Genomic DNA, 22,899 nt, shown 5'->3' on the forward strand with positions numbered 1-22,899 from the left:
AATCAGCTTACTCTTTCATTTCTTTACTAAAACAAGCAACGCGGTTACGCCCTGTTTCTTTAGCGTGGTATAAGGCAGTATCAGCCGCTTCAATCCACTCCTCATGTTTTTCGAAATCGCTTGAAAAAGTAGCGACTCCAATACTGACAGTGACTTTAATAACTTTATCATCATAAAAAATTGATGATTTTTCGATTAAAGAACGCAGTCTATCAGCAAAAACCACTGCCCCCTCTTGAGGGGTATCGACTAAAGTAACTGCAAACTCTTCGCCACCATAACGACCAGCAGTATCCGATTCTCTTAACGTTTTCTTAAGTAGATCAGAAATATGTCTGATTGCTTCATCGCCACCACCATGACCATATTCGTCATTGATTTTCTTAAAGAAATCAATGTCAAACATTAACAAGCTACTGGACCCTTGGTTTCTTTGTAATCTTAGAAACTCTTTTTTAAGTTGATCTTCCCAGAAACCTCTGTTTGAGAGATTAGTTAAGCTATCTGTACGGCTCATTTTCTCAAGCTGACGATTAGCAAGCTCAAGGTCTTGCTTGTTCACCGCCTCATCAGTCACATCGTATATTATTAGGCAAATATGGCTTACTTCACCTGTAAGTGTAGTCAGTGGTATTATGGTTGAGTTCTGATACATGTGTTCAGCTTTACCAGTGATCGGGCGGTAATTTTTAAACCTAAAAATATAAGGTTGCTGTTCCCAAATAGTAAAGGAGCGATTTTTTAAAACAAAAACTGGTTCTGTTTTACTTCTGAACCACTTCTCATCAAGGCTTGGAAATAAATCAAAAATATCTTTGTCTTTTACCGCACTCGGTAATAGCCCTGAATGGTTTTCCATGAAGCCATTCCAAACACAGACCTGATAGTTTCTGTCTAACACAACTAGACCGACGTCTACTGTGTTGAACATATCCATCAGCCAGTGAACTTCATTCATGTCAAAATCTGCAGCAGGCATACGATTATTCTTCTAGTAAATAAGCAACTTTGTATTTGAGGGTTTTAATTGAATCCTCAGTAAATAACAGCATCAGGTCACATTTAATATCGTGATCTTCAATACCGTAGCTAATCTCAATCGCTAGTGTTCTTTGCCAGCGACCTTTATTAGCTTTAACCAGATCTGACACTTCACAATGTTGACCCAAAACAACCGGGTGTCCTTGACTAAATGGCATATCTAGCTGGCGAGACAGTCCTGACAAAATAGCACCAATCAGTATGTTGCTAATATCCATCAAAAGCTCTAATTCAACCTTATTATTTAATTCCCCTGAATAATTCATTAGTGAGGCGATTTCTTTAAAGCTCGAATCATTTAATAATAACAAGGCTTCACCAGACACGCCGCCGCCGATAAACCCTTGACATACGCCTGATGTCGATGCATTTGCATCGATAGCTTGAAGCGCCATGTGAAGCTCGCTCACTTCTAGCACATTAACATTTGGTATCGGTAATTCAACAAATACGTTTAGTAGTCGTGCAAGTAAATCACCAGCTTGTCCCATTGCTACGTTGGTTAACTCTTGATAAATATCTCGTAACTCAGAGTCGACTTGTTCACCTAGTTTATGAACTAGGCTTTCACGGATTGCTCTATCCCGAATGCCGTGTTGCTCAATAATTTCAATCAGCTTTTCTCTATCACAAGGCTTACGGATAAAATCAATTGCACCTAATGACATTACTCGTTCATGAGCATTTGGCTGAATATCACCAGACACCACTACAGTAAGCACATTTAATTGCTGTTCATTGATAGCCTGAAGTACTTCATAACCATCCATATGAGGCATGTTAAGATCTAAGAAGAGAATTTCTGGAGAGAACTGTTTGATTTTTTCAAGACAGTCTAAACCGTGCTCTGCGAATTCAACTTTTATATCCCAATCTTCTGGTAACGAACGGGCCAATTGCCGACGCGCAAGTTTGGAATCATCACAAATTAATACCAATGTTGACATAAAAGCTCTCTTCACTGTTGAACTACAATTTATCGTAATTCTCTTTTGATTATAATTATTTGAAGTGCAGAACGATTGCAAATGTTAATAAATTTGGCTTAGATTTACAACGCAATTATTCTTAGTAACATATCATCTGAATATAAGTATAATACAGTTAAAACAATTAAGTTAACCCAATAAGGAATACTTTATGCTGAAAAAAGTCATACTGGCATTGAGTTTAGCTTCATCAGCAACTCTTGCACTAGAAATTCAAGAAAATCAAATCGATAAAGGCAAGGTATTTGCGCAAGGTAAAGAGGTTACTTTATTGGGTAAAGGTGTAACTATCGGGCAAAAAGCGCCAAATTTCAAAGTAGTTGATGCACAGTTTAAAGCGGTTTCATTAAATGATTTTTCAGGCAAAGCGGTACTATTAAGTATAGTGCCTAGCCTTGATACAGGCGTATGTAGTTTACAAACTAAATTCTTTAATCAGGAAATAGCACAGAAATACAACAACATAGCAATGCTCACCATTAGTGCAGATCTTCCATTCGCGCAAAAACGCTTCTGTGCAGTTGAAGGCATAGATAAAATCCAAACGTTATCCGACTCTGTTTGGCGAGATTTTGGCAAACAATATGGGCTTTATATTAAAGACATGGGCCTTTTGAGCAGGGCTATTCTGGTTTTAAACGAAGAGCACAAAGTGACATATAAACAACTAGTGTCAAACCTTGCAACCGAACCAAATTACGAAGATGTTATCACACACCTCAATGAACTGTCTGGAAAAAAAACAGAGCCCAAAACTGACACAAAATAAAACGAAAAAGCCGCGAATGCGGCTTTTTTAATTACTGGCTAAAAAACAAATTAATTAACCTAGTAACTCACCTAACTGAGCGCTTACCGCTTCTACAGCCTGTGTACCATCTAAACGGTGGTACTGAGTGTTACCCTGCTCTGCTTCTACTTGGTAGTAATCAACTAGTGGCTTTGTTTGATCGTGGTAGATACCTAAACGCTTGCACACTGTTTCTTCAACGTCATCATCACGAATGATAAGGTCTTCACCCGTTACGTCATCTTTGCCTTCCACTTTAGGTGGATTGTAAACTACGTGGTAAACACGACCAGAACCAGGGTGAACACGACGACCGCCCATACGCTCAACAATGATCTCATCTGCAACGTCAAACTCAATAACGTGGTCAATAGCAATGCCATTTTCTTTCATTGCATCCGCTTGAGGAATTGTGCGTGGGAAACCATCTAGTAAGAAACCATTTTCACAATCAGCTTTAGCAATACGCTCTTTAACTAGACCAATGATGATTTCATCAGAAACTAGCTGACCTGCGTCCATTACTTTTTTAGCTTCAAGACCCAGAGGCGTGCCCTCTTTGATTGCAGCACGTAACATATCACCAGTTGAGATCTGTGGAATGCCGTATTTGTCCATTAAAAATTGAGCTTGAGTGCCTTTACCTGCACCCGGCGCGCCTAGAAGGATGATGCGCATAGTGTGTTCCTCTTATTCGGGAGTTTATTTGAAGTTGTTGGGATTTTTTCACAAGCTGCATGTTATCTCAAGCAACTTATACTAATTGCTGATTAACTGCACAAAAAAAGGGGCCAAAGTGATACTTTGGCCCCTTTAATATTCAAAAAGCGGTTACTTGCTTAAATCAAGCATTAGCTTATTAAGTTTCGCTACGAATGCAGCTGGGTCTTTTAAGCTACCGCGTTCTGCTAACAAGGCTTGATCTAGTAATACATCAGACCATTGTGCAAATTTATCTTCATCTTGCTCGACGTTTAAGTGTTTCACAAGTTGGTGCTCAGGGTTTAGTTCAAAGATTGGCTTCGCTTCTGGTACTGCTTGGCCTACTGACTCCATCAGCTTTTGCATTTGAGAGCTCATGTCATTGTCATCAACAACCACACACGCCGGAGAATCAGTTAAACGGTGCGTGAAACGTACTTCTTTTACTTTTTCGCCTAGTACTGTTTTAATGCGCTCAACTAAGCCTTCAACTTCTTTCTCGCTCTCTTCTTGCGCTTTCTTTGTTTCTTCGTCGTCTAAGTCGCCTAGATCTAAGTCACCACGAGTAATTGATGCAAACTGCTTTTCGTTGAATTCAGTTAAGTGACTCATCATCCACTCATCAACGCGATCTGCCATCAGTAGTACTTCGATGCCTTTCTTGCGGAAGATTTCTAAATGAGGAGAGCTCTTCGCCGCTTCAAAGCTATCTGCAACAACATAGTAAATTTTATCTTGGCCTTCTTTCATGCGCTCAATGTATTGTTCTAAAGACACATTTTCCATGCTTTCGTCAGTATGCGTTGAGCTGAAACGAAGTAGTTTCGCGATAGCTTCTTTATTAGAAATATCTTCAGCAGGGCCTTCTTTTAATACCTTACCGAATTCATTCCAAAATGTTTGATACTCTTCGGGTTTGTTCTTGCCCATGCGATCGAGCATTTTAAGTACTCGTGATGTACAGCCTTTGCGGATCGCTTGAGTGATCTTATTATCTTGTAAAATCTCACGTGATACGTTTAATGGTAAATCGTTTGAATCTAGCAGACCTTTTACAAAACGCAGGTAGCTAGGCATAAACTGCTCTGCATCATCCATAATGAATACGCGCTGAACATATAGCTTCAAGCCACTTTGACGGTCACGGTTCCACAAATCGAATGGTGCTTTTTTAGGAATATAAAGCAAGCTCGTATACTCAGTCTTACCTTCTACTTTGTTGTGTGCCCAAGTTAGAGGCTCTTCCCAGTCATGACCTACGTGCTTATAAAACTCTTTGTATTCTTCGTCAGAAACTTCTGATTTGTCACGCGTCCAAAGCGCTGTCGCACGGTTTATTGCTTCCCATTCGCCTGGTTGCGCCGGAATTTTCTCGCCATCAGGGCCTTCAGACTCTTCAACAGGTTGTTTGTACATTTCAACTGGAATTGAAATATGATCTGAATACTTAGTCACAATGCTACGTAGACGGTACTCTTCTAAAAACTCTGTTTCGTCTTCACGTAAATGAAGGATAATATCTGTACCGCGCGATGTTTTTTCAACTTCAGCCAGTGTGAATTCACCTTCACCTTTTGAATGCCACTCTACTGCCTTTTCTTCGCCAGCCTTACGTGTCAAAACCGTTACTGCATCAGCAACAATAAATGCTGAATAGAAACCAACACCAAACTGACCAATTAATTGTGAATCTTTGGCTTGGTCACCAGATAAGTTTTGAAAGAATTCTGCAGTACCCGACTTTGCAATCGTACCCAGTGAGTTGATCACTTCTTCGCGGGTCATACCGATGCCGTTATCTGAGATAGTCACGGTTTTTGCATCTTTATCTGCACTAATACGAACGCGTAAGTTTGCATCACCCTCGTAAAGATCGCCGTTTTGCAGCGCTAAAAAGCGAAGCTTGTCAGCTGCATCCGATGCGTTTGAAACCAATTCACGTAAAAAGATCTCTTTATTTGAATATAAAGAGTGGATCATTAGGTTTAGTAATTGTTTGACTTCTGTTTGAAAGCCTAATGTTTCTTTTTGAGCTGTGGTCATCTTTATCTCCGATTAAACCAGTATTTGCACAGTGTTATGAGGTATATGGGGCGAAGAAAAATAACTTCAAGAGGAAATTTGAAATTTTTTGCGCTGCAAAGACAGCAGCGCAAAAAAATAGCATGTTTAGTTTTGAACTTGGGGCTTCCAACTATCTGACCAAGCATTGAACAATGCTTTCACAAGCGATGCCATTGGGATTGCAAAAAATACCCCCCAAAAGCCCCACAAACCGCCAAAGAATAGCACTGCAACAATAATAAATACTGGGTTCAGGTCTACCGCTTCAGAAAATAATAGCGGAACTAACACGTTACCATCTAAGGCTTGAATGATCCCATAAACAATTAAAATGGTCCAAAATTGTGTGTCTAACCCGAATTGGAACATGGCTACCGCCGCAACCGGAATGGTCACTAAGGCTGCTCCTACAAATGGAATAAGTACAGAAAAACCAACCAGTGCCCCTAATAGCGCCGCATAGCGTAAATCTAAAATCCAAAACGCGACAAACGTGGCTGTACCAATAATGAGAATTTCTAGCACCTTACCACGTATGTAGTTCATGATCTGATGGTCCATTTCATGCCAAACTTGCTGTATAAGACGTCTGTCTTTAGGCACTAATACAGACATACTTTTAGTGAGTACATCTTTATCTTTCAGCATAAAGAAAACTAGTAATGGCACTAAGATTAAATAAATCATCCAAGCGACAATATCTTTAATAGAGGTTAGTGAGAACGATAAGATAAGTTGGCCGGCTTCAAGAATTTTATTCTCTGTACTGGCCACTAATGCTTTTACTTGTTCTCCTGAGATAAGCGTAGGGTATTGCTCTGGAAGATGTAAAAGCAAGTCTTTGCCCTCTTCTAACATCACTGGCGCTTCTTGTAATAAATTACTCAGTTGTTGCCATAATACAGGGATAAGGCCCAACGCCATAGTCAATAACACACTAGAAAAAAGCAGAATAATGAAGCTTGTCGCCAATACTCTACTTTTTATAACGTTTTCAATTTTAGCAACTGGCCACTCTAATAAATATGCAATCACCAAAGCCACCAACACAGGAAGAATAAATGGGCCAAATAAATAGAGCGAAACAGCCAACCCCAACACAATAAACAAAAGCGTGACAGAATTAGGATCAGAAAATTTATTCTTGTACCACTTTGAAACAAGTTCAAACATATTAAAGATTCACCTCTATATAAGGATAAGGTTTAGCATCATGATGCTGAGTGTAGCTAAACTTTTTTGCTTCTAAAAAAACTAGAATGTCATTTACCAGTTGCTTTTGTTCATAAATAAAACATACAGATTGCTTCTTTACTTGTGCTTGCTTTAACTGAAGTTTAAATTGCACAAATAGCTGTGGGCACTGATAAGGACTTAAATCAATTGTTAAACACATAACCGCTTTACCTAATTTTACCCGCGACAGTGTAACATTAAAAAATTACACATAACCATCTACAAAGTAGATAGCTCAGCCACAATCGTTTATTCTATAAATAGTTTTACTTTTTTTACGCGTATTTATGGCAAGAGTTAACAACAAAGCAAAGTTACCTGATAACCCGACACTTAAAGACATCAACTGGTATAAGAAACAGCTTAACTGGGGTGAATTACCGCCTTTCTATCATTTAGTTGCCTCTTCCGTCAGCGAGAGTGATGGGCTATTCCAACACGGGTTTGATAATGCTGTTACACGCCTAGTTGATAAGCGTAATTGGAACTTAACGCGACTTGATGGTTATGAAGACGATAATGGCAACATCTTTTGCGACAACAAGCCAAAAATTGCCATAGACCAAGTGTTTACTGACCGAGGGTTTGAATTATGGGCAATCCCATACGCAAAAGATAAACCTTTAGAAACAGATATATTAATTAAAGATAATAAGTTTCTAGAATTTAATACTTGGGACCCTCACTCGATGAAGACGCTTCTGCGCTTTAATCAACTACATAAATTTATTGCATTCTATTTCGATCGTGGGGATGTTGCAGACAAAGCCCTTATCCTTCATTCTCATAAAGTAGTGCATAGAATTATTACGTATCTAAAAAAAGAAATGAACGTTGTTACAGTTAAAGGGGTCTCAATAAAAGAATTCTATCAACTGTGCGAAAAAGACAGCCGCATGTGTAGTGATGAGATTGACTTAGCTCAGATCATGCTCGGACTTAGCGGCAATAAGGAATAACATGCTCAAAAGCTTATTGCTGAGTGGTTTGCTCAGCACTATGCTACTGTTTTCAAGTAGTTCAAACGCCCAAACAGACTTTAAACTTCCAGACTTAGGTTCATCTGCTTTAGAAGTACTCCCAATAGATAAAGAAAAAGCATTGGGTAAAGTCATGATGATGCAGATAAGAGGCGGTTCACCACTCGTACAAGACCCTGTTTTAGACGAATACATATCATCACTTGGTAATAAACTTGTCGCAAATGCCAACAATGTGCGCTTTCCTTTCACATTCTTTATGATCGACAATCAAGCGATTAATGCATTTGCTTTTTATGGTGGTCATGTAGGTATTCATACCGGGTTAATTGCGCAATCAGATAACGAAAGTCAACTTGCCTCGGTACTAGGACACGAAATTGCTCACGTCACTCAGCGACACCTAGCAAGACGTCTACAACATCAAAAAGATAATTCAGCTTTAACCGTCGCGGGCATTGTGACTGGTATCCTTGCTACGATAATTGCACCGGATGCAGGCATGGCTATCCTGTCAGCAAGCACTACTCAAGCTGGGCTTAGTCAACTCTCCCATAGTAGAAAGGCAGAGCAAGAAGCAGACCGCTTTGGTATGCAAACTCTATACAATGCCGGCTTCGATCCAACTCAAGCTGGTGCATTTTTAACTAAATTGTCAAACCAAGTACGTTTTCAAACCAAGCCGCCTGCATTTTTACTGACCCACCCACTGCCTGATTCTCGGGTATCTGATGTGAGATTAAGAGCGCAACAATATCAACCTAGGCAGCTTCAACCAAGCAAAGACTTTAATTTAGCTAAAAGTCGTGTCATTGCGAGGTATCAATTAGATAGCAAAGATGCTCAAGCTTATTTTGAGAATGAAATTCGTAAATCAACTTCGCTAGATAAAAGGCATCTCGAATATGGCCTTGCCATCAGTTTACTGGACCAAAAACAAACTAAAGAAGCTGAAAAAATATTGCTACCTCTACTTGATGGCGAACCTAACAACTTATTTTATCTAGATGTTTATACCGATATTTTGATTAGTCTTGGGCAATCAGAACAAGCGGTAGAAGTATTAACCAAGCATAATGATTTACGACCAAATAATCAGGTATTGGCATTAAATTACGCAAACTCAGCAATTAAAGCGAAGCAGTATGATATTGCTGAGCAAACCCTAAAATTATTTCTACTAGATGAGCCAGAACATTTACTTGCCAAAGAATTGCTCACTGAGCTCTATAAGAATAATAGCAACCAGGCTGCTTATTACGAAGCCAAAGCAAGTGTGCTAGCTTCTTACGGTGCTTTTCTCAAAGCTGCTGATGAAATACAACGAGCGCTAAATCATGTTGATACTTTAGAAACCGTCAAGAAAACCAGACTCAAAGCACTTTTAAAACAATATAGACAGATGCAGAAAGAGCTTGCCAAACTTTAAGTCTTTGCCTCGTTCACTTAAAATACGAAAAATTTAATTTAGGAAATAAATATGTCTGTAACCATTTATCATAACCCGCGTTGTTCAAAGTCACGTGAAACGCTCGCTTTATTAGAAACGAATGGTGTGACACCAGAAATCGTTGAATATTTAAAAACGCCCGTTGATTTAAACACTTTAAATACTTTACTTGCTCAGTTAGGTTTTGAATCAGCGCATCAACTTGTACGTAGTAAAGAAACACTTTACAAAGAATTGGGCCTGAATAAAGACACAGATGAAACAGCACTTAAACAAGCAATGTTAGAAAACCCAAAACTAATTGAGCGCCCTATCGTAGTAAAAGGCGCTAAAGCAGCAATTGGTCGTCCACCAGAGTCTGTATTGGCTATTCTTTAATGGCAACATTACTGGTTCTATTTCATTCTAGCCACGGCTCTGTAAGAGCCATGGCTAATGAAATTGCAGAAGCTGCTGAGGCATTAGACGCAAAGGTTTTACTTCGTACTTTCGAGCAAAGAGAAACTCATGACATCGTCGTCTCAAAAGAAGACTTGTTAAATTGTGATGCGCTTGCATTTGGCACTCCGACTCGGTTTGGCATGATGGCAGCACAAGCCAAACAATTCTGGGAAACAACCAGTGATATATGGTTAAAAGGTCAGCTAATTGACAAGCCGGCTTGCGTATTTACTTCTTCAAGTAGCATGCATGGTGGTAATGAAGCTACACTACTTAACCTGTCACTGCCATTACTGCATCATGGTATGATGTTATTAGGTGTTCCCTATGATGTGCCTGAATTATCTCAAACTACCACTGGCGGTACACCTTATGGTGCCAGTCATGTCGCAGGCACTGCAAATACATCAATGCTCAGTGAGACAGAAACGAAAATCTGTCGCTCTGTTGGAAAACGTCTCATCACTATTGCTGAAAAATTAAAATGACATCTGTAGAAAAAAAGCCGCTAACTAAGCGCTTTCAAAATATGGCTTTAACAGGCTACGTAGGTTTGCTGATTTTAATGCCACTGTGGTTATTTGTACTTTCTCCTAGAGAAGGTCACAGCCTCGGGTTTATGTTTACGGTATATATTCTTCCGTTGCTATTACCGTTGCGAGGGTTTATAAAAGATAACCCTTATACTTACGCATGGGCAAACTTCATTGTATTGATTTACTTCTTGCATGGATTCACATTGTTGTGGATTGCAACTGATGAGCTACTTTGGGTGCTGTTAGAGCTACTCTTTGCAAGTTTAATGTTCGTTGGTTGTACATATTATGCAAAACACCGTGGTCAAGAACTGGGGTTAAGAATTCGTAAGCTCAAACAAGATCTCGCTGATGAAAAGACAGCGCACGAACAAACTGAAAATCGAGACTGATACCAACATTAATAATACACAGCTTTAATATAAAAGAAGAGCACCAACTGGTGCTCTTCTTATTTGCAGTCTTGCATTTTAAATCTGAAGATGAATTAATTTGTTAAAACAGTAAATAGCACAAGTAGTGATAACATCACTTGTAAGCACATACTCAAATAAGCTTTACCGTAAAGAAGCTTTAAAGACCAAGGGTGGCGTTTAACAGGATACAAGGCCCCTCTTTTAATTTCTCGAGATAGAGCAATAAGCGCAATGCTCAAGATAGAAAAAAGCCACACACTTTCACTTTTATAATCAAAAGTTTCACTAAAAAATAACGATAACTGAAGTGGAAATGCAAAACATACTATTGCCACAAATATGTGCACTAGTCTGATTTTATTATATTGCTCCCCTTCTGACAGCTCTTTAATACCATGCTGTTCAAACGTCTTCTTCGCGATAAATGCGCCATGCTTCAATGCTAAGCGGTAAGGTGTTTGCCCTAAGTCATTAACAACTTTTGCCTTACAATCATGCTTAAATAGTAAAGAAATCATGGCGGAAGAATTAGATAGAACCGCGAAGTGCATTAATCCATTTCCGTGTTCGTCTTTTTGGCTAAGTTCTTGTGAATCAATAAGTTGTTCGACGATACTCACAAAGCCCAGCTCGATAGCATACATAAATGCGTTTTTGCCATGCTCGTCAACTAATGTCGCTCTTGCACCTTGCTTAATATATTCAATCAGTTCTGCTTGTTTTACATGCTCTGAGGTGATCAAATTGAGCAAAGCTTGTTCTATGAGACTTTTGACTTCATCTTCATCAATTAAGTGACTCAGTAAATCAAAAACAGGCTCTTCTGTATTAGTCTGAGCAAGTAAATATTGGGTCGTTTCATCAAGGTTCAGCAAACAATCAGGAAGAAGTGCTATTAGAGGCTCTTTTAAAACGTCTTGTCGCCAACAGGTGAATAGTTGTTTTGGTGACAAATTTACGCCGTTTTGAATCGTCCAAAGTATGACATCAGCCATAACTTTATCAGACAACAACTCGAAAAAGTCAGGGTCTGAAACACAGTTGAGCTGGGCATTAATTTGACTGTATTGCGCTAGACGCTGAATGAGCATTAACACGATTGCTTGATGATCGAGCCCTGCCTGATTGAAATGAGAAACCAGCATTTCCGTATACGTGCGGTGTTCTTCTTCATATTCATCGATATGTTGAAAATGACACGCTTCAAATGGGTCTAGTGGTTTAAGCCAAATCAAATAGAAAACTGGCGGTAAAATGGTACTTTCAACGCCTTGCTCATCGGTTAAGGTCTGACATTCAGGCCAAGCTTCTAGTGCATCGAGAATGAATGCGCCATTTTGCTCCGCAAGCCCTTTAAGAAGTAATGGATATTGTGCAGGCCAAATTAAAACTTTTTCCATCAATTACTCACAAAGTTTGAAGCTATATGTATTAATCTTAAATGCGCAAATCATAGCAGCTCATATATATAAAATCTTATTTTTTCAGCTGAATTTAAGGTATCTTAATGAAACTTTCGAAATTATAATGACAATATAATTTGAAACAGATTTAAAGGCCCTATCATGGCATCAACTAAATTCGAGACTTGGCAAGTCATCCTTATCATTATTGGTGTTCTAGGTATTATTTGGAGTAATATCGCGCTGCTCAAATACTCAGCTAAATTTGATATAAAGAAGAAAATTGATAAGCAGATAAAACCAGATAATGAAAAAGAAGAGTAAAGCTTACAGCCTTTACTCTTCCTGAATAACTTACACTAACCAATGCGCCATTAAAGCAATCACGGGTAAAGTTACTAACGTTCTTAGAATAAAAATTGTGAATAATTCTAGGATGTTAACTGGAATTTTACTACCCAGAAGTAAAGCCCCAACTTCAGACATATAGATAAGCTGTGTCACACTCATCGCTGCAACAATAAAGCGCGTTACATCACTTTCAATGCTGCTTGCAGCAAGAATTGAAGGAATAAACATATCAGCAAAACCAACAACGATAGTTTGTGCTGCTTGGGCCGCTTCTGGCACTTGTAACAGTTCAAGGTATGGAACGAATGGCATCCCTAAATACTGAAAAACAGGCGTATATTCAGCAATGATCAGTGCAAACGTACCCACAGCCATCACCACTGGAAGCACGGCAAACACCATATCGAGTGCGTTGGTCATCCCCTCTTTCAATGTGCCTTTAACACCCGGTGCTTTTTCAGCTTTCTCTAGTGCTACAGATAACGCATGTTGAAACAAGGTTTTACCTTCTGGTACGGCTTCTGCGTCGTGCGCAGGTTCGGTGCCATCTATATAGGTTGATTTTTTAAAGCTTAAAGGCGGTAATCGAGGCACGATAATCGCAGCGACAAAACCAGCTAAACATACGGTTAAATAGAAAGGAGCAAATAAATGCTCAAGCTTTACTTGGCCAATGACCACTAAGCAAAAAGTAATCGAAACCGCAGAGAAAGTCGTTCCGATAATGGCAGCTTCTTTTTGTGTATAGTATTTTTCTTCATATTGACGAGCAGTCATTAAAATACCCACACTGCCATCACCTAACCAAGAAGCCACACAGTTAACCGCACTTCTACCTGGTACTCCGAATAATGGACGCATTACTTTAGTAAGCAAAGTACCCACCAGCTCTAGTAAACCGAAATTAAGCAATAAAGGTAACAACAATCCCGCGAGTACAAACACAGAAAATAACACAGGTAACAGGTCGTTCAGTACTAAGGCGCCGGTATGCTCAGCATGAATAAAAGCAGGACCCACTTTAAAAAAAGTCATTAATATAAATGCTGCACCCAATAAACGGGTAACTAACCAAATCCAACTAACATCAAACAAATGTTTAAACAGCGAGAACTGCATCAGAGCATTTGGTTTCAATAGTTTAGCGACTAGACTTAAAACAGCTGTAACACACACAACCCCCACAATCATGGCATGAATAAAAGGTGAAACAAAAGCCTGTAATTCTTTAGCTAATTTTGCAATGGGGATAGTCATTCCCTCACCTTCTGAGACCGGTGTCATAAACAAAAATACACCGATTAAAGAAGGTACAATAAACGCAAACAAAGTACGCCAGTGCACTTTATTTTGTTGATAAGGTTGAGTTGTCATTATTATTTACCTATAAAAACGCAGAAAAGAGCCGCAGCTCTTTTCTGTTCTTTAAATATTACTTGTTTAGATTGATAAGCCTTTGTTACCAATTGCATTATTGAGCTTCTGTTGCAATTCACTTAACAACTCAGCGGTTAAAGCTTCACCGTCATTGTTTCGCCATGTGACTGATGACTCTTTATCTGATAATGAAGCTATTTTAATACGGTAATCACCTTCTTCAATTGGTAGAATAGTCACTTCATCGCCCCAAATAGAGTCCCATACGCTATCTTCAGGCTTTTCATATCTAACATGTAATTCGTCTTTTTCACCATCAACACTGATGATAGTAAAATTAAGACGTTCTAAGACATTAGCTAGATTTGCAATCACAATATTAAGTGGTTGTGCTGCAACCATAGCAGCATTGCCTTTCGGGTCAAAACCCATATCTAATGCCAATTGTCCTTGCTGTTTACGAAGTTCAACAAGTAATAAACGGTATTGATAATCGAACTCAGCAACAACTTGATTCAGCGCACGTACTTCCAATTGCTGTTTAAGTAGATCTGTCAATTCAACTTCATCACTTTGGTAATCGACAAGTTCAGCACTTAACGACGCGGTTCTTTGGTGTTCACTTTGAGAAACCGTGAATTTATATTTTTGTTTCGACGGCGTAGTCTCTTCTTGCCAAAACCACTTTGAAGAAGGCGTTATCACTGAATACCAATCGGTAAGTGCCTCACCTTGAGCTTTGTTCATACTTTCAAAACCAATTTGGTTTTCAGCAACAACGAAATTAACCGCTTGCCAAATGAATGAAGTTAAATCTTCAATGCCATCGTTTTTATCAAAAAACACTCTCGCGAGCTTGTCATTTTGTTCAACCCAAGAACCTGCAGCAAGTGTTAATACCTGTTGAGGCGGGCGTAATGCAAGTGACTCAGTATCGTTACTGTACTGCGCTTCTTGCATAACATACGTTGGATCTTTATAAGGCTGCTTTAAGTCACCCGGAACTTGAACTGCTTTATTGATACGGTAATTTCTTTCGTGGTGGGTGTCATTTGTGAAAACACTACATCCAGATAAACCAAGGATCACGCCTAACGCGACCGTTTTTGGGATCCAATACTGCACTGATTATTCTCCTTAGCAGACCCTGTTATTTAGTTATATGAGTCGGGCATGCTTAGTTTGGTTCACTGTAAAAGCGAAAATTATTATTGTGACTAAACTTTCTTATAAATTTTAATCACTTATAATCTTTTACTTAAAAAATTCTCAATATGTTACTTGTCTATCAGCACAAACACAAGAAAGGGCAGCTTTTAAAAGTTGATAACCACAGTTTCTGTGCGTTGTTATGCGTATTGTGATACACTCCCGCGCGGCTTTTTCATTGGAAAGGGTTTGTTAATGTTTAATACATTAACAAACACATAATCTGTATTCTTAGATGGCTTTTACTCAGAACAATGCAAAAAGTAATTTATCGAAAATTTTAAAATTCGACATGCATGATGAACTTGCGCCAGCTCAAAGCATGTAATGTTCTATTGTGTCGAAATAAAGCATTAAGAGAACGCATTTACCTTTTAGAAACAGCATTGTTGTTTTATCGTTTAGATGCATACGAAACAAATAAATTAATTTGGCGACTTAATGACCGCATTTGCAAACCAACAATTAGTTTTAACCGCTATTGGCGAAGACCGCTCTGGTATTGTTAGCGAGCTCACCCAGCTCGTAAGTGACTGCCATTGCAATATCATCGATAGTCGTATCGCTATTTTAGGGCGAGAGTTTACCTTCATAATGCTTCTTAGCGGCGATATGGCCGCCATCAGCCGTGTTGAGCATACCCTTCCTATTAAAGGGATGGAGCTCGGTTTGCTTACCATGATGAAGCGTACCAGCTCTCATACTGAAGACGATTATATTGGGGCTTACAATTTAGAATACACAGGTATAGACGCGCCTGGTACACTCAGTAAAGTGACACGCTTTATCGCAGAGCATAATGTCAGTATCGCATCGTTGAAATCTGACACGTATGAACAAGATAATGAATTACATATGCGATGTGAATTAGAATTAAATTTACCTACGCAGATCGATCTTGACGATTTCAAAGTACAATTCGAAGCACTTTCAAGTACACTCAATGTAGATTACATTTTAAGACGTATTCGCTAAGGATATATATGAACACATTAAAAGCAGGTGACAACGCACCTTTATTCTCGTTACAAAACCAAAATGACGAAACAGTCGAGCTAAAAGCCTTATTAGAATCAAACCAAGTTTTAGTTTACTTCTATCCCAAAGCATCAACGCCGGGTTGTACGGTACAGGCAGAAAACCTGCGTAACGAAAAAGCACAACTTGCTGAACTTAATACTGTTGCGGTTGGTATTAGCCCAGATCCAATCAAGCGTTTAAAGAACTTCGAAACTAAGAAAGAGTTAAACTTTGACCTATTATCTGACGAAGATCACGCCATTGCAGATGCGTTCGGTGTGTGGGGATTAAAGAAGTTTATGGGTAAAGAGTACGACGGTATTCACAGAATTAGCTTCTTAGTATCTCAAGACGGTAAAATCAAACATGTGTTTGATAAATTCAAAACTAAAGACCATCACGAAGTAGTTATAAACTTCCTAGAAGAAAACGCATAATCGTATTCTTGTAAAAACAAAAAGGTATGCTAAAAGCATACCTTTTTTGTTTTACGTTACTTCTTGTCGTGAATCGCATCTAAGCGTGCTAATAAGCTCGATGTATCAAAACGGCCACCACCTAGAGCTTGAACGTCAGCATAATATTGATCAACCATTGCTGTCAGTGGAATACTTGCGCCGTTGTTTCGCGCTTCATCAAGCGCAATGCCTAAATCTTTACGCATCCAATCCACCGCAAAGCCGAACTCGTATTCACCCGCTAGCATGGTTTTATAACGGTTTTCCATTTGCCATGAACCAGCAGCACCTTTTGAAATTGTCTCAATGACTTTTTCGCCATCAAGGCCTGCTTGCTTAGCAAAATGAAGTCCCTCTGCTAATCCTTGTACTACACCTGCAATACAAATTTGATTAACCATTTTACAGGTTTGACCTGCGCCAACAGGCCCTAATAACTGGCTAAAACGACTAAAAGAAGCCATAACAGGTTGCACTTTATCAAATACTGACTGTTCACCACCGACCATAACGGTCAACACGCCATTTTCTGCCCCTGCCTGACCACCTGATACGGGCGCATCAAGAAATGTAACTGATTGCTCTGTCGCCTTTTCAGCTACTTCTTTCGCGACTTTTGCTGATGTGGTTGTATGGTCGACTAAAATAGCACCTGACTTCATACCCGCAAGCACGCCATCTTCACCATACACAACCGAGCGTAAGTCATCGTCATTACCAACGCACATAAATACAATTTCAGCCTGCTCAGCTGCCAATTTTGGCGTAGTTGCAAAATCTCCGCCATGCTCTTTAGCCCAAGCTTCAGCTTTGGCTGTGGTGCGATTAAACACGGTTACCTGGTAACCCGCTTTCTGTAAATGTCCAGCCATTGGAAAGCCCATGACACCTAAACCAATAAAAGCCACATTCATTGACATAAAATTGTCCTATTTGTTTGTTAGGGTATGAAGATTGGAAGCTTTTATACCCAAGACGCTTGGGTATGGCAAATGAAATAGACACATGCGGATTAAAAATAAAAAGCAATCTACTCGCTTTGGATGTATTAATTATGGATAACATTTATAGATACAGTATTGATTTACTTAATGGCAAAAAACTTCCAATGAGTACCTTTGAAGGTAAAACCTTGCTCATCGTAAACATTGCCAGTAAATGCAGCTTTGCAAACCAAGTTGCCGGATTAGAGTCTCTCTACAAAGAATACAAAAAAGATGGTTTTGAAATATTAGCAGTGCCCTGTGATCAATTTGGTCATAGCGAGCCTTTATCAGGTGAGCCTTTACTCGACTCTTATAACAAGTACTTCACAGCCAGTTTTTATATTTCTCAAAAATATCATGTGCTTGGCCCTGATGCACACCCTATTTTTAATTATTTGAAAACGCATACACGTGGCATAGTGCAAAATCGGGCAATTAAATGGAATTTCACTAAGTTTTTAGTAAATTCAAAAGGTGAACTCGTCGCACGTTATGCGCCTAGAACTAAACCAGAATCACTAAAAACAGCTATTGAGAGTCAGCTTTATGATGAAAGTCGCCTTGTTCAGCTCGCAAAGATATGAACAACCCTATTTCGAACACGCATTATCAAATACCAGCAATATTAGCGTTTCGCATTTTAGCGAAGCATTAAATGTGCAAACTGCACCACTATGTTCGGGCTTTCAAGCTGTCTGTGTCTTTGTAAACGATGACTTATCAAGCCCTGTATTAGAATTATTAGCTGAGCAAGGTATACGCTGTATCGCATTAAGATGCGCAGGCTTTAATAATGTCGATATAGCATGCGCTAAAAAACTCGGGATCACCGTAGTTCGCGTACCAGCCTATAGCCCTGAAGCCGTTGCAGAGCATTGTATTGCCTTAATGTTGACGCTGAGTCGTAAAACCCATAAAGCTTATAACCGAGTAAGAGAAGATAACTTCGACCTAAGTGGCTTACTCGGTTTTAATCTGCATAGAAAAACGATCGGTATTGTTGGTGCTGGGAAAATTGGCCAAGCCTTGATCCGAATTCTCAATGGCTTTGGTGCAGAGGTTTTAGTGTTTGATCCCAATGTTGGCGAAGGCTCTTATACTCAAGTTAGCCTAGATATGTTATTAGCCCAAAGTGACATCATTTCGTTGCACTGCCCTTTAAATGAAACCACTCATCATATTATTGATGAAACTGCGTTTAATAAAATGCAAGACGGAGTCATGCTAATTAATACTAGCCGCGGCGCGCTCATAGATACTCAAGCCTGTATTCAAGCACTTAAATCAAGAAAATTAGGTTACTTGGGACTAGATGTCTATGAACAAGAGTCTGAAGTGTTCTTCAAAAATCGTAGTGAAGAAATTTTGCAAGATGACTTATTCGCTCGGTTAGTGAGTTTTCCTAATGTACTTATTACAGGTCATCAGGGTTTTTTTACTGAAGAAGCACTGGAGCAAATTGCTGATGTGACTATCAGTAACCTGAGCGACTTTAGTCAAAACAAACCATTATTGAATGAAGTTAGTTAATTTAAACTATGTTTAAGTAGCCACACTAAATTGACGGTTTTCATCAAGCTTGATGTGCAAGTCGCTACGTGCACTCAAGCTTTCAATGCCCCAACACGTTAATCGCTCAAAATATTGAATAAAGACAGTGACTTCTTCGTCACTCATGCCAGTTCCTGCTCGGTTAATCAACTGATGTTCTTGCTGCAAACGCCAGCTGTACACACGCTCGAAGCTTTGCGCATTCAAAAAGACTAATTTATCGAAAAGTGCAAACAAGGCTTGATACTCATCCGATAAAAACTGGTTCACTCGAGCACGATACTTCCCATTTGAGTCTTTCGTTGCTTCAAGATCATTCACCGGTACCTTTAACTGCGCAGGACTTTGAGGCAGTAGCCCTAAGCACCAACCTTCAAAAATAAGCACCTTGGGCTTATTTGTGCATGTTAACCACTTAGCACTGCTATATGGCTCATCGGTCGCCTTATTAAAACGAGGTAAGATAAAATCCTCACCATTGTTAAATCGTTTTACTTGCTCAATAGCAAAAGTAATATCGTGCGTTCCTGGCACGCCTCGTACTGCAAAAAGCGGGTGATATTGAGTTGCTCGCTCTGCTCTTTGTGCTTTTGATAAATAAAAGTCGTCTAAAGAAACAATCTCAGTGACAATATCTTGGCTCTCTAAATAACTCTTTAGATAAGTTGATAATGTTGATTTACCACTACCTTGAGCACCGTTAATGGCTAAACAAAATGGGGCCTTTTGATGTGATAACACTGGCTCAAGCCAATCGATCACACATTGCACATTTTCTGAGTAACTGTTTAAAAGAGCATGTTTCTCTATAAACTCTGTTTGCCAACGCATATTGACCTCTTATAAATGAAACACATATAGAAAAGGCCACATGGGCGGCCTTTTAGAGTAAATGCAAGCTTATTAAGCTTGTCTTGCTTCTAACATGATACGTTTCATATCACGCACGGCTTTTTCAAGGCCGTCAATCGCTGCGCGTGCGATAATGGCGTGACCAATGTTTAGCTCATAGATTTCAGGCATTTCAGCAATCGGCTTTACATTGTGGTAATGCAGACCATGACCTGCATTCACTATGATCCCTAGACCATGCGCATATTTCACACCTTCGCGAATACGCTCAAGCTCTTGTGCCATTTCTTTGTCTGTTTCGGCATCGGCATAAGCACCTGTGTGGATCTCAATATAAGGTGCACCCGCTGCTTTTGCTGCATCAATTTGTGCTTTATCAGCATCAATGAATAACGATACTTTAATACCTGCAGCTTCTAGTTTGCTTACAGCGTCAGTGATTGCTGCTTGATGTGAAATAACATCAAGGCCACCTTCAGTGGTTAATTCTTCACGCTTTTCTGGGACTAGGCACACATATGCGGGTTTCACTTCAAGCGCGATATTGATCATTTCTTCAGTCAGCGCGATTTCAAGATTCATGCGAGTTTGAATGGTTTTTGCCATCACATAGACATCTCGGTCTTGAATATGACGTCTGTCTTCACGTAAATGTATGGTGATACCATCAGCACCGGCATGCTCAGCAACCGCTGCCGCATGCGCTGGGTCTGGATAACTAGTGCCACGAGCTTGTCTAAGCGTTGCAATATGGTCGACGTTAACGCCTAATAAAATATCTTTCATTGCCTTACCTTGATAAAAATAATTCTCGGCTCTTTAAAGCCTTGTTTCCTAAAAGTGGTTTTAATAAATACCGACTTAAATACTTTGCAGGTTTGCGCACCTCAGGATCTGCAAACTCCCCACTTGCCATACGATTAAGTACTTTACCATTAAACCCCATTTGCGGGTTGTCGGTAACAACAAAGCCTAATTCTGGAATATATTGGTAATAATATTTATCTTTTATCTCATCACCATCGGCATCCATGTCAAACTCAACCCCAAATCCCAAAGCTTCAAGTAACTGATACTCATAAGAACGTAATACGGGTTCAAAGTCATTACAGTCTACTAGTTTTTTTAAGTGTTTTTGATATAGCTCGTAAATGTACTCTTGTGGCTCACTGCTTGGGATCACTCTATAACTGAGCTCATTCAAATAAAACGCACAATATAGCGGCTTGCCTTTTAAAGGAAGTGGGTTTTGTACTAATTCGAATTGATTTAAATATTTAAGGTCGTAGTTGCCAGCATAACGGCACAAAATTGGGGTGAATGGTTGAAGTTGGGCACTGTGTTTAACCGACTGTTTGCCTTTGAGTCTGGCTAACATGGTTAGATGGCCGACACCTTCAACAAGCATACTTAGCATGGCCTGAGAGTCACTATAAGGACGTCTATGCAGCAAGTAAGCTTGTCGAAAGTCGTTATGCAATCAGTCTTCTCCGTAGCCTAGAGAGCGAAGTGCACGCTCATCGTCAGCCCAGCCAGACTTCACTTTTACCCATAACTCAAGAAATACTTTGTTATCAAGCATATCTTCAAGGTCTTTGCGCGCTTCGCGACCGATAACTTTTAGCTTTTCGCCTTTATTACCGATTACCATACGCTTTTGTGATTGACGTTCAACTAAGATCAAACCATTGATCTGCCAAACGCCATTGTCTTGCCATTTAAACTGTTCGATTTCTACGGTCACAGAGTAAGGGAGTTCGTCACCCATAAAACGCATCAGCTTTTCACGAATAATTTCAGCCGCTAAGAAGCGCATTGAGCGATCGGTCACGTAATCTTCAGGGAAGTAAAACTCACATGCAGGAAGACGTTTGCGAACCTCATCTTTTACCATATCGATATTCTTACCGTTCTTAGCAGAAATTGGTACGATGCCAACAAAGTTGCCTTGCTCACTCAACCACTGCATATGTGGAAGCACGGCTTCTTTGTCTTTTACGTTATCCGTTTTATTCATAACGATAAGCACTGGACGACCACTGTCTTGGACTTTTTTTAGTACCATTTCATCGTCTTTCGTCCACAGCGTGCCTTCAACCACAAAAATGATCAGCTCCACATCACCAATTGAGCTTGATGCTGCACGGTTCATTAAACGGTTAATCGCACGTTTTTCTTCAATATGAAGACCCGGCGTGTCGACATAAACGGCTTGGTAGTTGTCTTCCGTATGAATACCCATAATGCGGTGACGAGTAGTCTGCGGTTTACGCGAGGTGATACTTACTTTTTGTTCAACAATTTTGTTTAGTAACGTTGATTTACCCACGTTAGGGCGACCAACAATTGCGATCATGCCGCAGTGCGTATTAGGCGTCATTCTTTAATATCTTCAATGCTTGCTCTGCTGCTTTTTGTTCCGCCTTACGACGTGAACTGCCCACAGAAATAATGCTTTCCATCCCTTCCACTTCACATTCAACCGTGAATGTCTGGTTATGTGCCTGACCTTTCGTGTCGATCACTGTGTAATTAGGTAAAGGCAGTTTTCGAGCCTGTAGAAACTCTTGCAATAATGTTTTCGGATCTTTTTGATTGTGACCCGGAGAAATTGCCGCCAAACGAGATTCATACCATGTCAAAATAAGCTTAGTACAAGAATCAATATCTGAATCTAAGAAAACTGCGCCAATGATCGCCTCAACAGCGTCGGCGAGTGTTGATTCGCGTCTAAAGCCACCGCTTTTTAATTCACCTGGGCCTAAACGAAGGTAATCACCTAAATTAAACTCAACACCAAATTCAGCTAAAGTTTGACCGCGTACAAGCGTCGAGCGCATGCGGCTTAAATCGCCTTCACGTGCTTTAGGAAACTTTTTGTATAACGCATCGGCTATCACGTAGCTCAAGATAGAATCGCCTAGAAACTCCAAACGTTCATTATGTTGGCCTTTGTGACTACGGTGAGTCATGGCTTGTTCAAGCAATGACTCGTCACTAAATTCATAGCCTATTTTTTTATATAATTCTGCTACACTTCTTTTCAT

26 protein-coding genes are annotated in these 22,899 nt (G+C 39.7%); 11 read left to right on the forward strand and 15 right to left on the reverse strand.

The window, feature by feature from the left end:
- Window positions 1-7: 7 nt before the first annotated feature.
- Window positions 8-979: a diguanylate cyclase gene (locus ACGHEH_RS00540; protein WP_390440803.1), complete on the reverse strand. Its 972-nt coding sequence runs from the start codon at window positions 977-979 to the stop codon at window positions 8-10.
- A 4-nt stretch (window positions 980-983) separates the two neighbouring features.
- Window positions 984-1,988 (reverse strand): response regulator, encoded by a 1,005-nt coding sequence (locus ACGHEH_RS00545; RefSeq protein WP_390440805.1) that lies wholly within the window; start codon window positions 1,986-1,988, stop codon window positions 984-986.
- Window positions 1,989-2,181: 193 nt separating this feature from the next.
- Between ACGHEH_RS00545 and tpx the strand changes: the two genes are divergently transcribed.
- Window positions 2,182-2,799 carry a thiol peroxidase gene (gene tpx, locus ACGHEH_RS00550; protein WP_390440808.1) on the forward strand — a complete coding sequence of 206 codons (618 nt, stop codon included), beginning with the start codon at window positions 2,182-2,184 and terminating at the stop codon, window positions 2,797-2,799.
- Window positions 2,800-2,853: 54 nt separating this feature from the next.
- Here the strand turns inward: tpx and adk are convergent, their stop codons facing one another.
- From adk to ACGHEH_RS00570, 4 genes are all read right to left on the reverse strand, one after another.
- Complete coding sequence (adk, locus tag ACGHEH_RS00555) at window positions 2,854-3,498, reverse strand: adenylate kinase (protein WP_390440810.1); 645 nt, start codon at window positions 3,496-3,498, stop codon at window positions 2,854-2,856.
- 153 nt (window positions 3,499-3,651) lie between these two features.
- Window positions 3,652-5,565: a molecular chaperone HtpG gene (gene htpG / locus ACGHEH_RS00560; RefSeq protein ID WP_390440812.1), complete on the reverse strand. Its 1,914-nt coding sequence runs from the start codon at window positions 5,563-5,565 to the stop codon at window positions 3,652-3,654.
- Window positions 5,566-5,691: 126 nt separating this feature from the next.
- Complete coding sequence (locus ACGHEH_RS00565; RefSeq protein WP_390440814.1) at window positions 5,692-6,759, reverse strand: AI-2E family transporter; 1,068 nt, start codon at window positions 6,757-6,759, stop codon at window positions 5,692-5,694.
- A gap of 1 nt (window position 6,760) precedes the next feature.
- Window positions 6,761-6,982 carry a hypothetical protein gene (locus tag ACGHEH_RS00570; protein WP_390440815.1) on the reverse strand — a complete coding sequence of 74 codons (222 nt, stop codon included), beginning with the start codon at window positions 6,980-6,982 and terminating at the stop codon, window positions 6,761-6,763.
- A gap of 127 nt (window positions 6,983-7,109) precedes the next feature.
- On the opposite strand from ACGHEH_RS00570, the gene ACGHEH_RS00575 reads away from it, so the two are divergent.
- The 5 genes from ACGHEH_RS00575 to ACGHEH_RS00595 are packed head-to-tail and all read left to right on the forward strand — an operon-like array spanning window position 7,110 to window position 10,621.
- Window positions 7,110-7,781 (forward strand): hypothetical protein, encoded by a 672-nt coding sequence (locus tag ACGHEH_RS00575; protein WP_390440817.1) that lies wholly within the window; start codon window positions 7,110-7,112, stop codon window positions 7,779-7,781.
- A 1-nt stretch (window position 7,782) separates the two neighbouring features.
- Window positions 7,783-9,231, forward strand: a complete 1,449-nt coding sequence (locus ACGHEH_RS00580; RefSeq protein ID WP_390440819.1) for a M48 family metalloprotease — start codon at window positions 7,783-7,785, stop codon at window positions 9,229-9,231.
- Window positions 9,232-9,282: 51 nt separating this feature from the next.
- Window positions 9,283-9,630: an arsenate reductase (glutaredoxin) gene (arsC, locus tag ACGHEH_RS00585; protein WP_390440821.1), complete on the forward strand. Its 348-nt coding sequence runs from the start codon at window positions 9,283-9,285 to the stop codon at window positions 9,628-9,630.
- Window positions 9,630-10,181 (forward strand): NAD(P)H:quinone oxidoreductase, encoded by a 552-nt coding sequence (wrbA, locus tag ACGHEH_RS00590; protein ID WP_390440823.1) that lies wholly within the window; start codon window positions 9,630-9,632, stop codon window positions 10,179-10,181. The genes arsC and wrbA overlap by 1 nt, the downstream gene beginning before the upstream one ends.
- The gene (locus ACGHEH_RS00595; RefSeq protein WP_390440825.1) at window positions 10,178-10,621 is read left to right on the forward strand and encodes a DUF2069 domain-containing protein; all 444 of its coding nucleotides are present in this window, start codon (window positions 10,178-10,180) and stop codon (window positions 10,619-10,621) included. Before wrbA ends, ACGHEH_RS00595 begins: the two co-directional genes overlap by 4 nt.
- 95 nt (window positions 10,622-10,716) lie before the next feature.
- Here ACGHEH_RS00595 and ACGHEH_RS00600 read toward each other — a convergent pair whose 3' ends face one another.
- Entirely contained in the window at window positions 10,717-12,045 is a 1,329-nt protein-coding gene (locus ACGHEH_RS00600) for an ankyrin repeat domain-containing protein (RefSeq protein WP_390440827.1), read from the reverse strand.
- Window positions 12,046-12,210: 165 nt separating this feature from the next.
- On the opposite strand from ACGHEH_RS00600, the gene ACGHEH_RS00605 reads away from it, so the two are divergent.
- Complete coding sequence (locus tag ACGHEH_RS00605) at window positions 12,211-12,372, forward strand: DUF2897 family protein (RefSeq protein ID WP_130256720.1); 162 nt, start codon at window positions 12,211-12,213, stop codon at window positions 12,370-12,372.
- Window positions 12,373-12,402: 30 nt separating this feature from the next.
- Here the strand turns inward: ACGHEH_RS00605 and ACGHEH_RS00610 are convergent, their stop codons facing one another.
- Window positions 12,403-13,773 carry a YjiH family protein gene (locus ACGHEH_RS00610; protein WP_390440830.1) on the reverse strand — a complete coding sequence of 457 codons (1,371 nt, stop codon included), beginning with the start codon at window positions 13,771-13,773 and terminating at the stop codon, window positions 12,403-12,405.
- Between the two features lie 66 nt (window positions 13,774-13,839).
- A complete protein-coding gene (bamC, locus tag ACGHEH_RS00615; protein ID WP_390440833.1) occupies window positions 13,840-14,901 on the reverse strand; it encodes an outer membrane protein assembly factor BamC in 1,062 nt (353 codons plus the stop codon).
- 525 nt (window positions 14,902-15,426) lie between these two features.
- Between bamC and ACGHEH_RS00620 the strand changes: the two genes are divergently transcribed.
- The gene (locus tag ACGHEH_RS00620) at window positions 15,427-15,960 is read left to right on the forward strand and encodes a glycine cleavage system protein R (RefSeq protein WP_390440835.1); all 534 of its coding nucleotides are present in this window, start codon (window positions 15,427-15,429) and stop codon (window positions 15,958-15,960) included.
- Between the two features lie 8 nt (window positions 15,961-15,968).
- Window positions 15,969-16,442 carry a thioredoxin-dependent thiol peroxidase gene (gene bcp, locus ACGHEH_RS00625; protein ID WP_390440837.1) on the forward strand — a complete coding sequence of 158 codons (474 nt, stop codon included), beginning with the start codon at window positions 15,969-15,971 and terminating at the stop codon, window positions 16,440-16,442.
- A 56-nt stretch (window positions 16,443-16,498) separates the two neighbouring features.
- Here the strand turns inward: bcp and ACGHEH_RS00630 are convergent, their stop codons facing one another.
- The gene (locus ACGHEH_RS00630; RefSeq protein WP_390440839.1) at window positions 16,499-17,383 is read right to left on the reverse strand and encodes an NAD(P)-dependent oxidoreductase; all 885 of its coding nucleotides are present in this window, start codon (window positions 17,381-17,383) and stop codon (window positions 16,499-16,501) included.
- Between the two features lie 65 nt (window positions 17,384-17,448).
- Between ACGHEH_RS00630 and ACGHEH_RS00635 the strand changes: the two genes are divergently transcribed.
- Window positions 17,449-18,033: a glutathione peroxidase gene (locus ACGHEH_RS00635; protein WP_390440842.1), complete on the forward strand. Its 585-nt coding sequence runs from the start codon at window positions 17,449-17,451 to the stop codon at window positions 18,031-18,033.
- Entirely contained in the window at window positions 17,999-18,979 is a 981-nt protein-coding gene (locus tag ACGHEH_RS00640) for a 2-hydroxyacid dehydrogenase (RefSeq protein ID WP_390442371.1), read from the forward strand. The genes ACGHEH_RS00635 and ACGHEH_RS00640 overlap by 35 nt, the downstream gene beginning before the upstream one ends.
- Window positions 18,980-18,991: 12 nt before the next feature.
- Here the strand turns inward: ACGHEH_RS00640 and ACGHEH_RS00645 are convergent, their stop codons facing one another.
- From ACGHEH_RS00645 to rnc, 5 genes are all read right to left on the reverse strand, one after another.
- Window positions 18,992-19,831 carry a kinase gene (locus ACGHEH_RS00645; protein ID WP_390440844.1) on the reverse strand — a complete coding sequence of 280 codons (840 nt, stop codon included), beginning with the start codon at window positions 19,829-19,831 and terminating at the stop codon, window positions 18,992-18,994.
- Window positions 19,832-19,903: 72 nt separating this feature from the next.
- A complete protein-coding gene (pdxJ, locus tag ACGHEH_RS00650) occupies window positions 19,904-20,638 on the reverse strand; it encodes a pyridoxine 5'-phosphate synthase (RefSeq protein ID WP_390440847.1) in 735 nt (244 codons plus the stop codon).
- Window positions 20,639-20,642: 4 nt separating this feature from the next.
- Window positions 20,643-21,332, reverse strand: a complete 690-nt coding sequence (gene recO / locus ACGHEH_RS00655; RefSeq protein WP_390440849.1) for a DNA repair protein RecO — start codon at window positions 21,330-21,332, stop codon at window positions 20,643-20,645.
- Window positions 21,333-22,232, reverse strand: a complete 900-nt coding sequence (gene era, locus ACGHEH_RS00660) for a GTPase Era (protein WP_390440851.1) — start codon at window positions 22,230-22,232, stop codon at window positions 21,333-21,335.
- Entirely contained in the window at window positions 22,222-22,899 is a 678-nt protein-coding gene (gene rnc, locus ACGHEH_RS00665) for a ribonuclease III (protein ID WP_138482104.1), read from the reverse strand. The genes era and rnc overlap by 11 nt, the downstream gene beginning before the upstream one ends.

This window comes from Pseudoalteromonas sp. MTN2-4, assembly GCF_042848605.1.
Classification (GTDB): Bacteria; Pseudomonadota; Gammaproteobacteria; order Enterobacterales; family Alteromonadaceae; genus Pseudoalteromonas.

Excerpts from the sequence above, each read along its gene's own strand:
- tpx (WP_390440808.1), top strand. The coding sequence starts at position 2,182 with ATGCTGAAAAAAGTCATACTGGCATTGAGTTTAGCTTCATCAGCAACT.
- ACGHEH_RS00635 (WP_390440842.1), top strand. The coding sequence starts at position 17,449 with ATGGCAAATGAAATAGACACATGCGGATTAAAAATAAAAAGCAATCTA.
- ACGHEH_RS00540 (WP_390440803.1), bottom strand. The coding sequence starts at position 979 with ATGCCTGCTGCAGATTTTGACATGAATGAAGTTCACTGGCTGATGGAT.
- rnc (WP_138482104.1), bottom strand. The coding sequence starts at position 22,899 with ATGAAAAGAAGTGTAGCAGAATTATATAAAAAAATAGGCTATGAATTT.
- ACGHEH_RS00630 (WP_390440839.1), bottom strand. The coding sequence starts at position 17,383 with ATGTCAATGAATGTGGCTTTTATTGGTTTAGGTGTCATGGGCTTTCCA.
- ACGHEH_RS00565 (WP_390440814.1), bottom strand. The coding sequence starts at position 6,759 with ATGTTTGAACTTGTTTCAAAGTGGTACAAGAATAAATTTTCTGATCCT.
- ACGHEH_RS00545 (WP_390440805.1), bottom strand. The coding sequence starts at position 1,988 with ATGTCAACATTGGTATTAATTTGTGATGATTCCAAACTTGCGCGTCGG.
- wrbA (WP_390440823.1), top strand. The coding sequence starts at position 9,630 with ATGGCAACATTACTGGTTCTATTTCATTCTAGCCACGGCTCTGTAAGA.
- ACGHEH_RS00580 (WP_390440819.1), top strand. The coding sequence starts at position 7,783 with ATGCTCAAAAGCTTATTGCTGAGTGGTTTGCTCAGCACTATGCTACTG.
- bcp (WP_390440837.1), top strand. The coding sequence starts at position 15,969 with ATGAACACATTAAAAGCAGGTGACAACGCACCTTTATTCTCGTTACAA.
- ACGHEH_RS00620 (WP_390440835.1), top strand. The coding sequence starts at position 15,427 with ATGACCGCATTTGCAAACCAACAATTAGTTTTAACCGCTATTGGCGAA.
- ACGHEH_RS00575 (WP_390440817.1), top strand. The coding sequence starts at position 7,110 with ATGGCAAGAGTTAACAACAAAGCAAAGTTACCTGATAACCCGACACTT.
- adk (WP_390440810.1), bottom strand. The coding sequence starts at position 3,498 with ATGCGCATCATCCTTCTAGGCGCGCCGGGTGCAGGTAAAGGCACTCAA.
- ACGHEH_RS00600 (WP_390440827.1), bottom strand. The coding sequence starts at position 12,045 with ATGGAAAAAGTTTTAATTTGGCCTGCACAATATCCATTACTTCTTAAA.
- ACGHEH_RS00610 (WP_390440830.1), bottom strand. The coding sequence starts at position 13,773 with ATGACAACTCAACCTTATCAACAAAATAAAGTGCACTGGCGTACTTTG.
- htpG (WP_390440812.1), bottom strand. The coding sequence starts at position 5,565 with ATGACCACAGCTCAAAAAGAAACATTAGGCTTTCAAACAGAAGTCAAA.
- ACGHEH_RS00570 (WP_390440815.1), bottom strand. The coding sequence starts at position 6,982 with ATGTGTTTAACAATTGATTTAAGTCCTTATCAGTGCCCACAGCTATTT.
- arsC (WP_390440821.1), top strand. The coding sequence starts at position 9,283 with ATGTCTGTAACCATTTATCATAACCCGCGTTGTTCAAAGTCACGTGAA.
- pdxJ (WP_390440847.1), bottom strand. The coding sequence starts at position 20,638 with ATGAAAGATATTTTATTAGGCGTTAACGTCGACCATATTGCAACGCTT.
- ACGHEH_RS00645 (WP_390440844.1), bottom strand. The coding sequence starts at position 19,831 with ATGCGTTGGCAAACAGAGTTTATAGAGAAACATGCTCTTTTAAACAGT.
- ACGHEH_RS00595 (WP_390440825.1), top strand. The coding sequence starts at position 10,178 with ATGACATCTGTAGAAAAAAAGCCGCTAACTAAGCGCTTTCAAAATATG.
- ACGHEH_RS00605 (WP_130256720.1), top strand. The coding sequence starts at position 12,211 with ATGGCATCAACTAAATTCGAGACTTGGCAAGTCATCCTTATCATTATT.
- ACGHEH_RS00640 (WP_390442371.1), top strand. The coding sequence starts at position 17,999 with ATGAAAGTCGCCTTGTTCAGCTCGCAAAGATATGAACAACCCTATTTC.
- era (WP_390440851.1), bottom strand. The coding sequence starts at position 22,232 with ATGACGCCTAATACGCACTGCGGCATGATCGCAATTGTTGGTCGCCCT.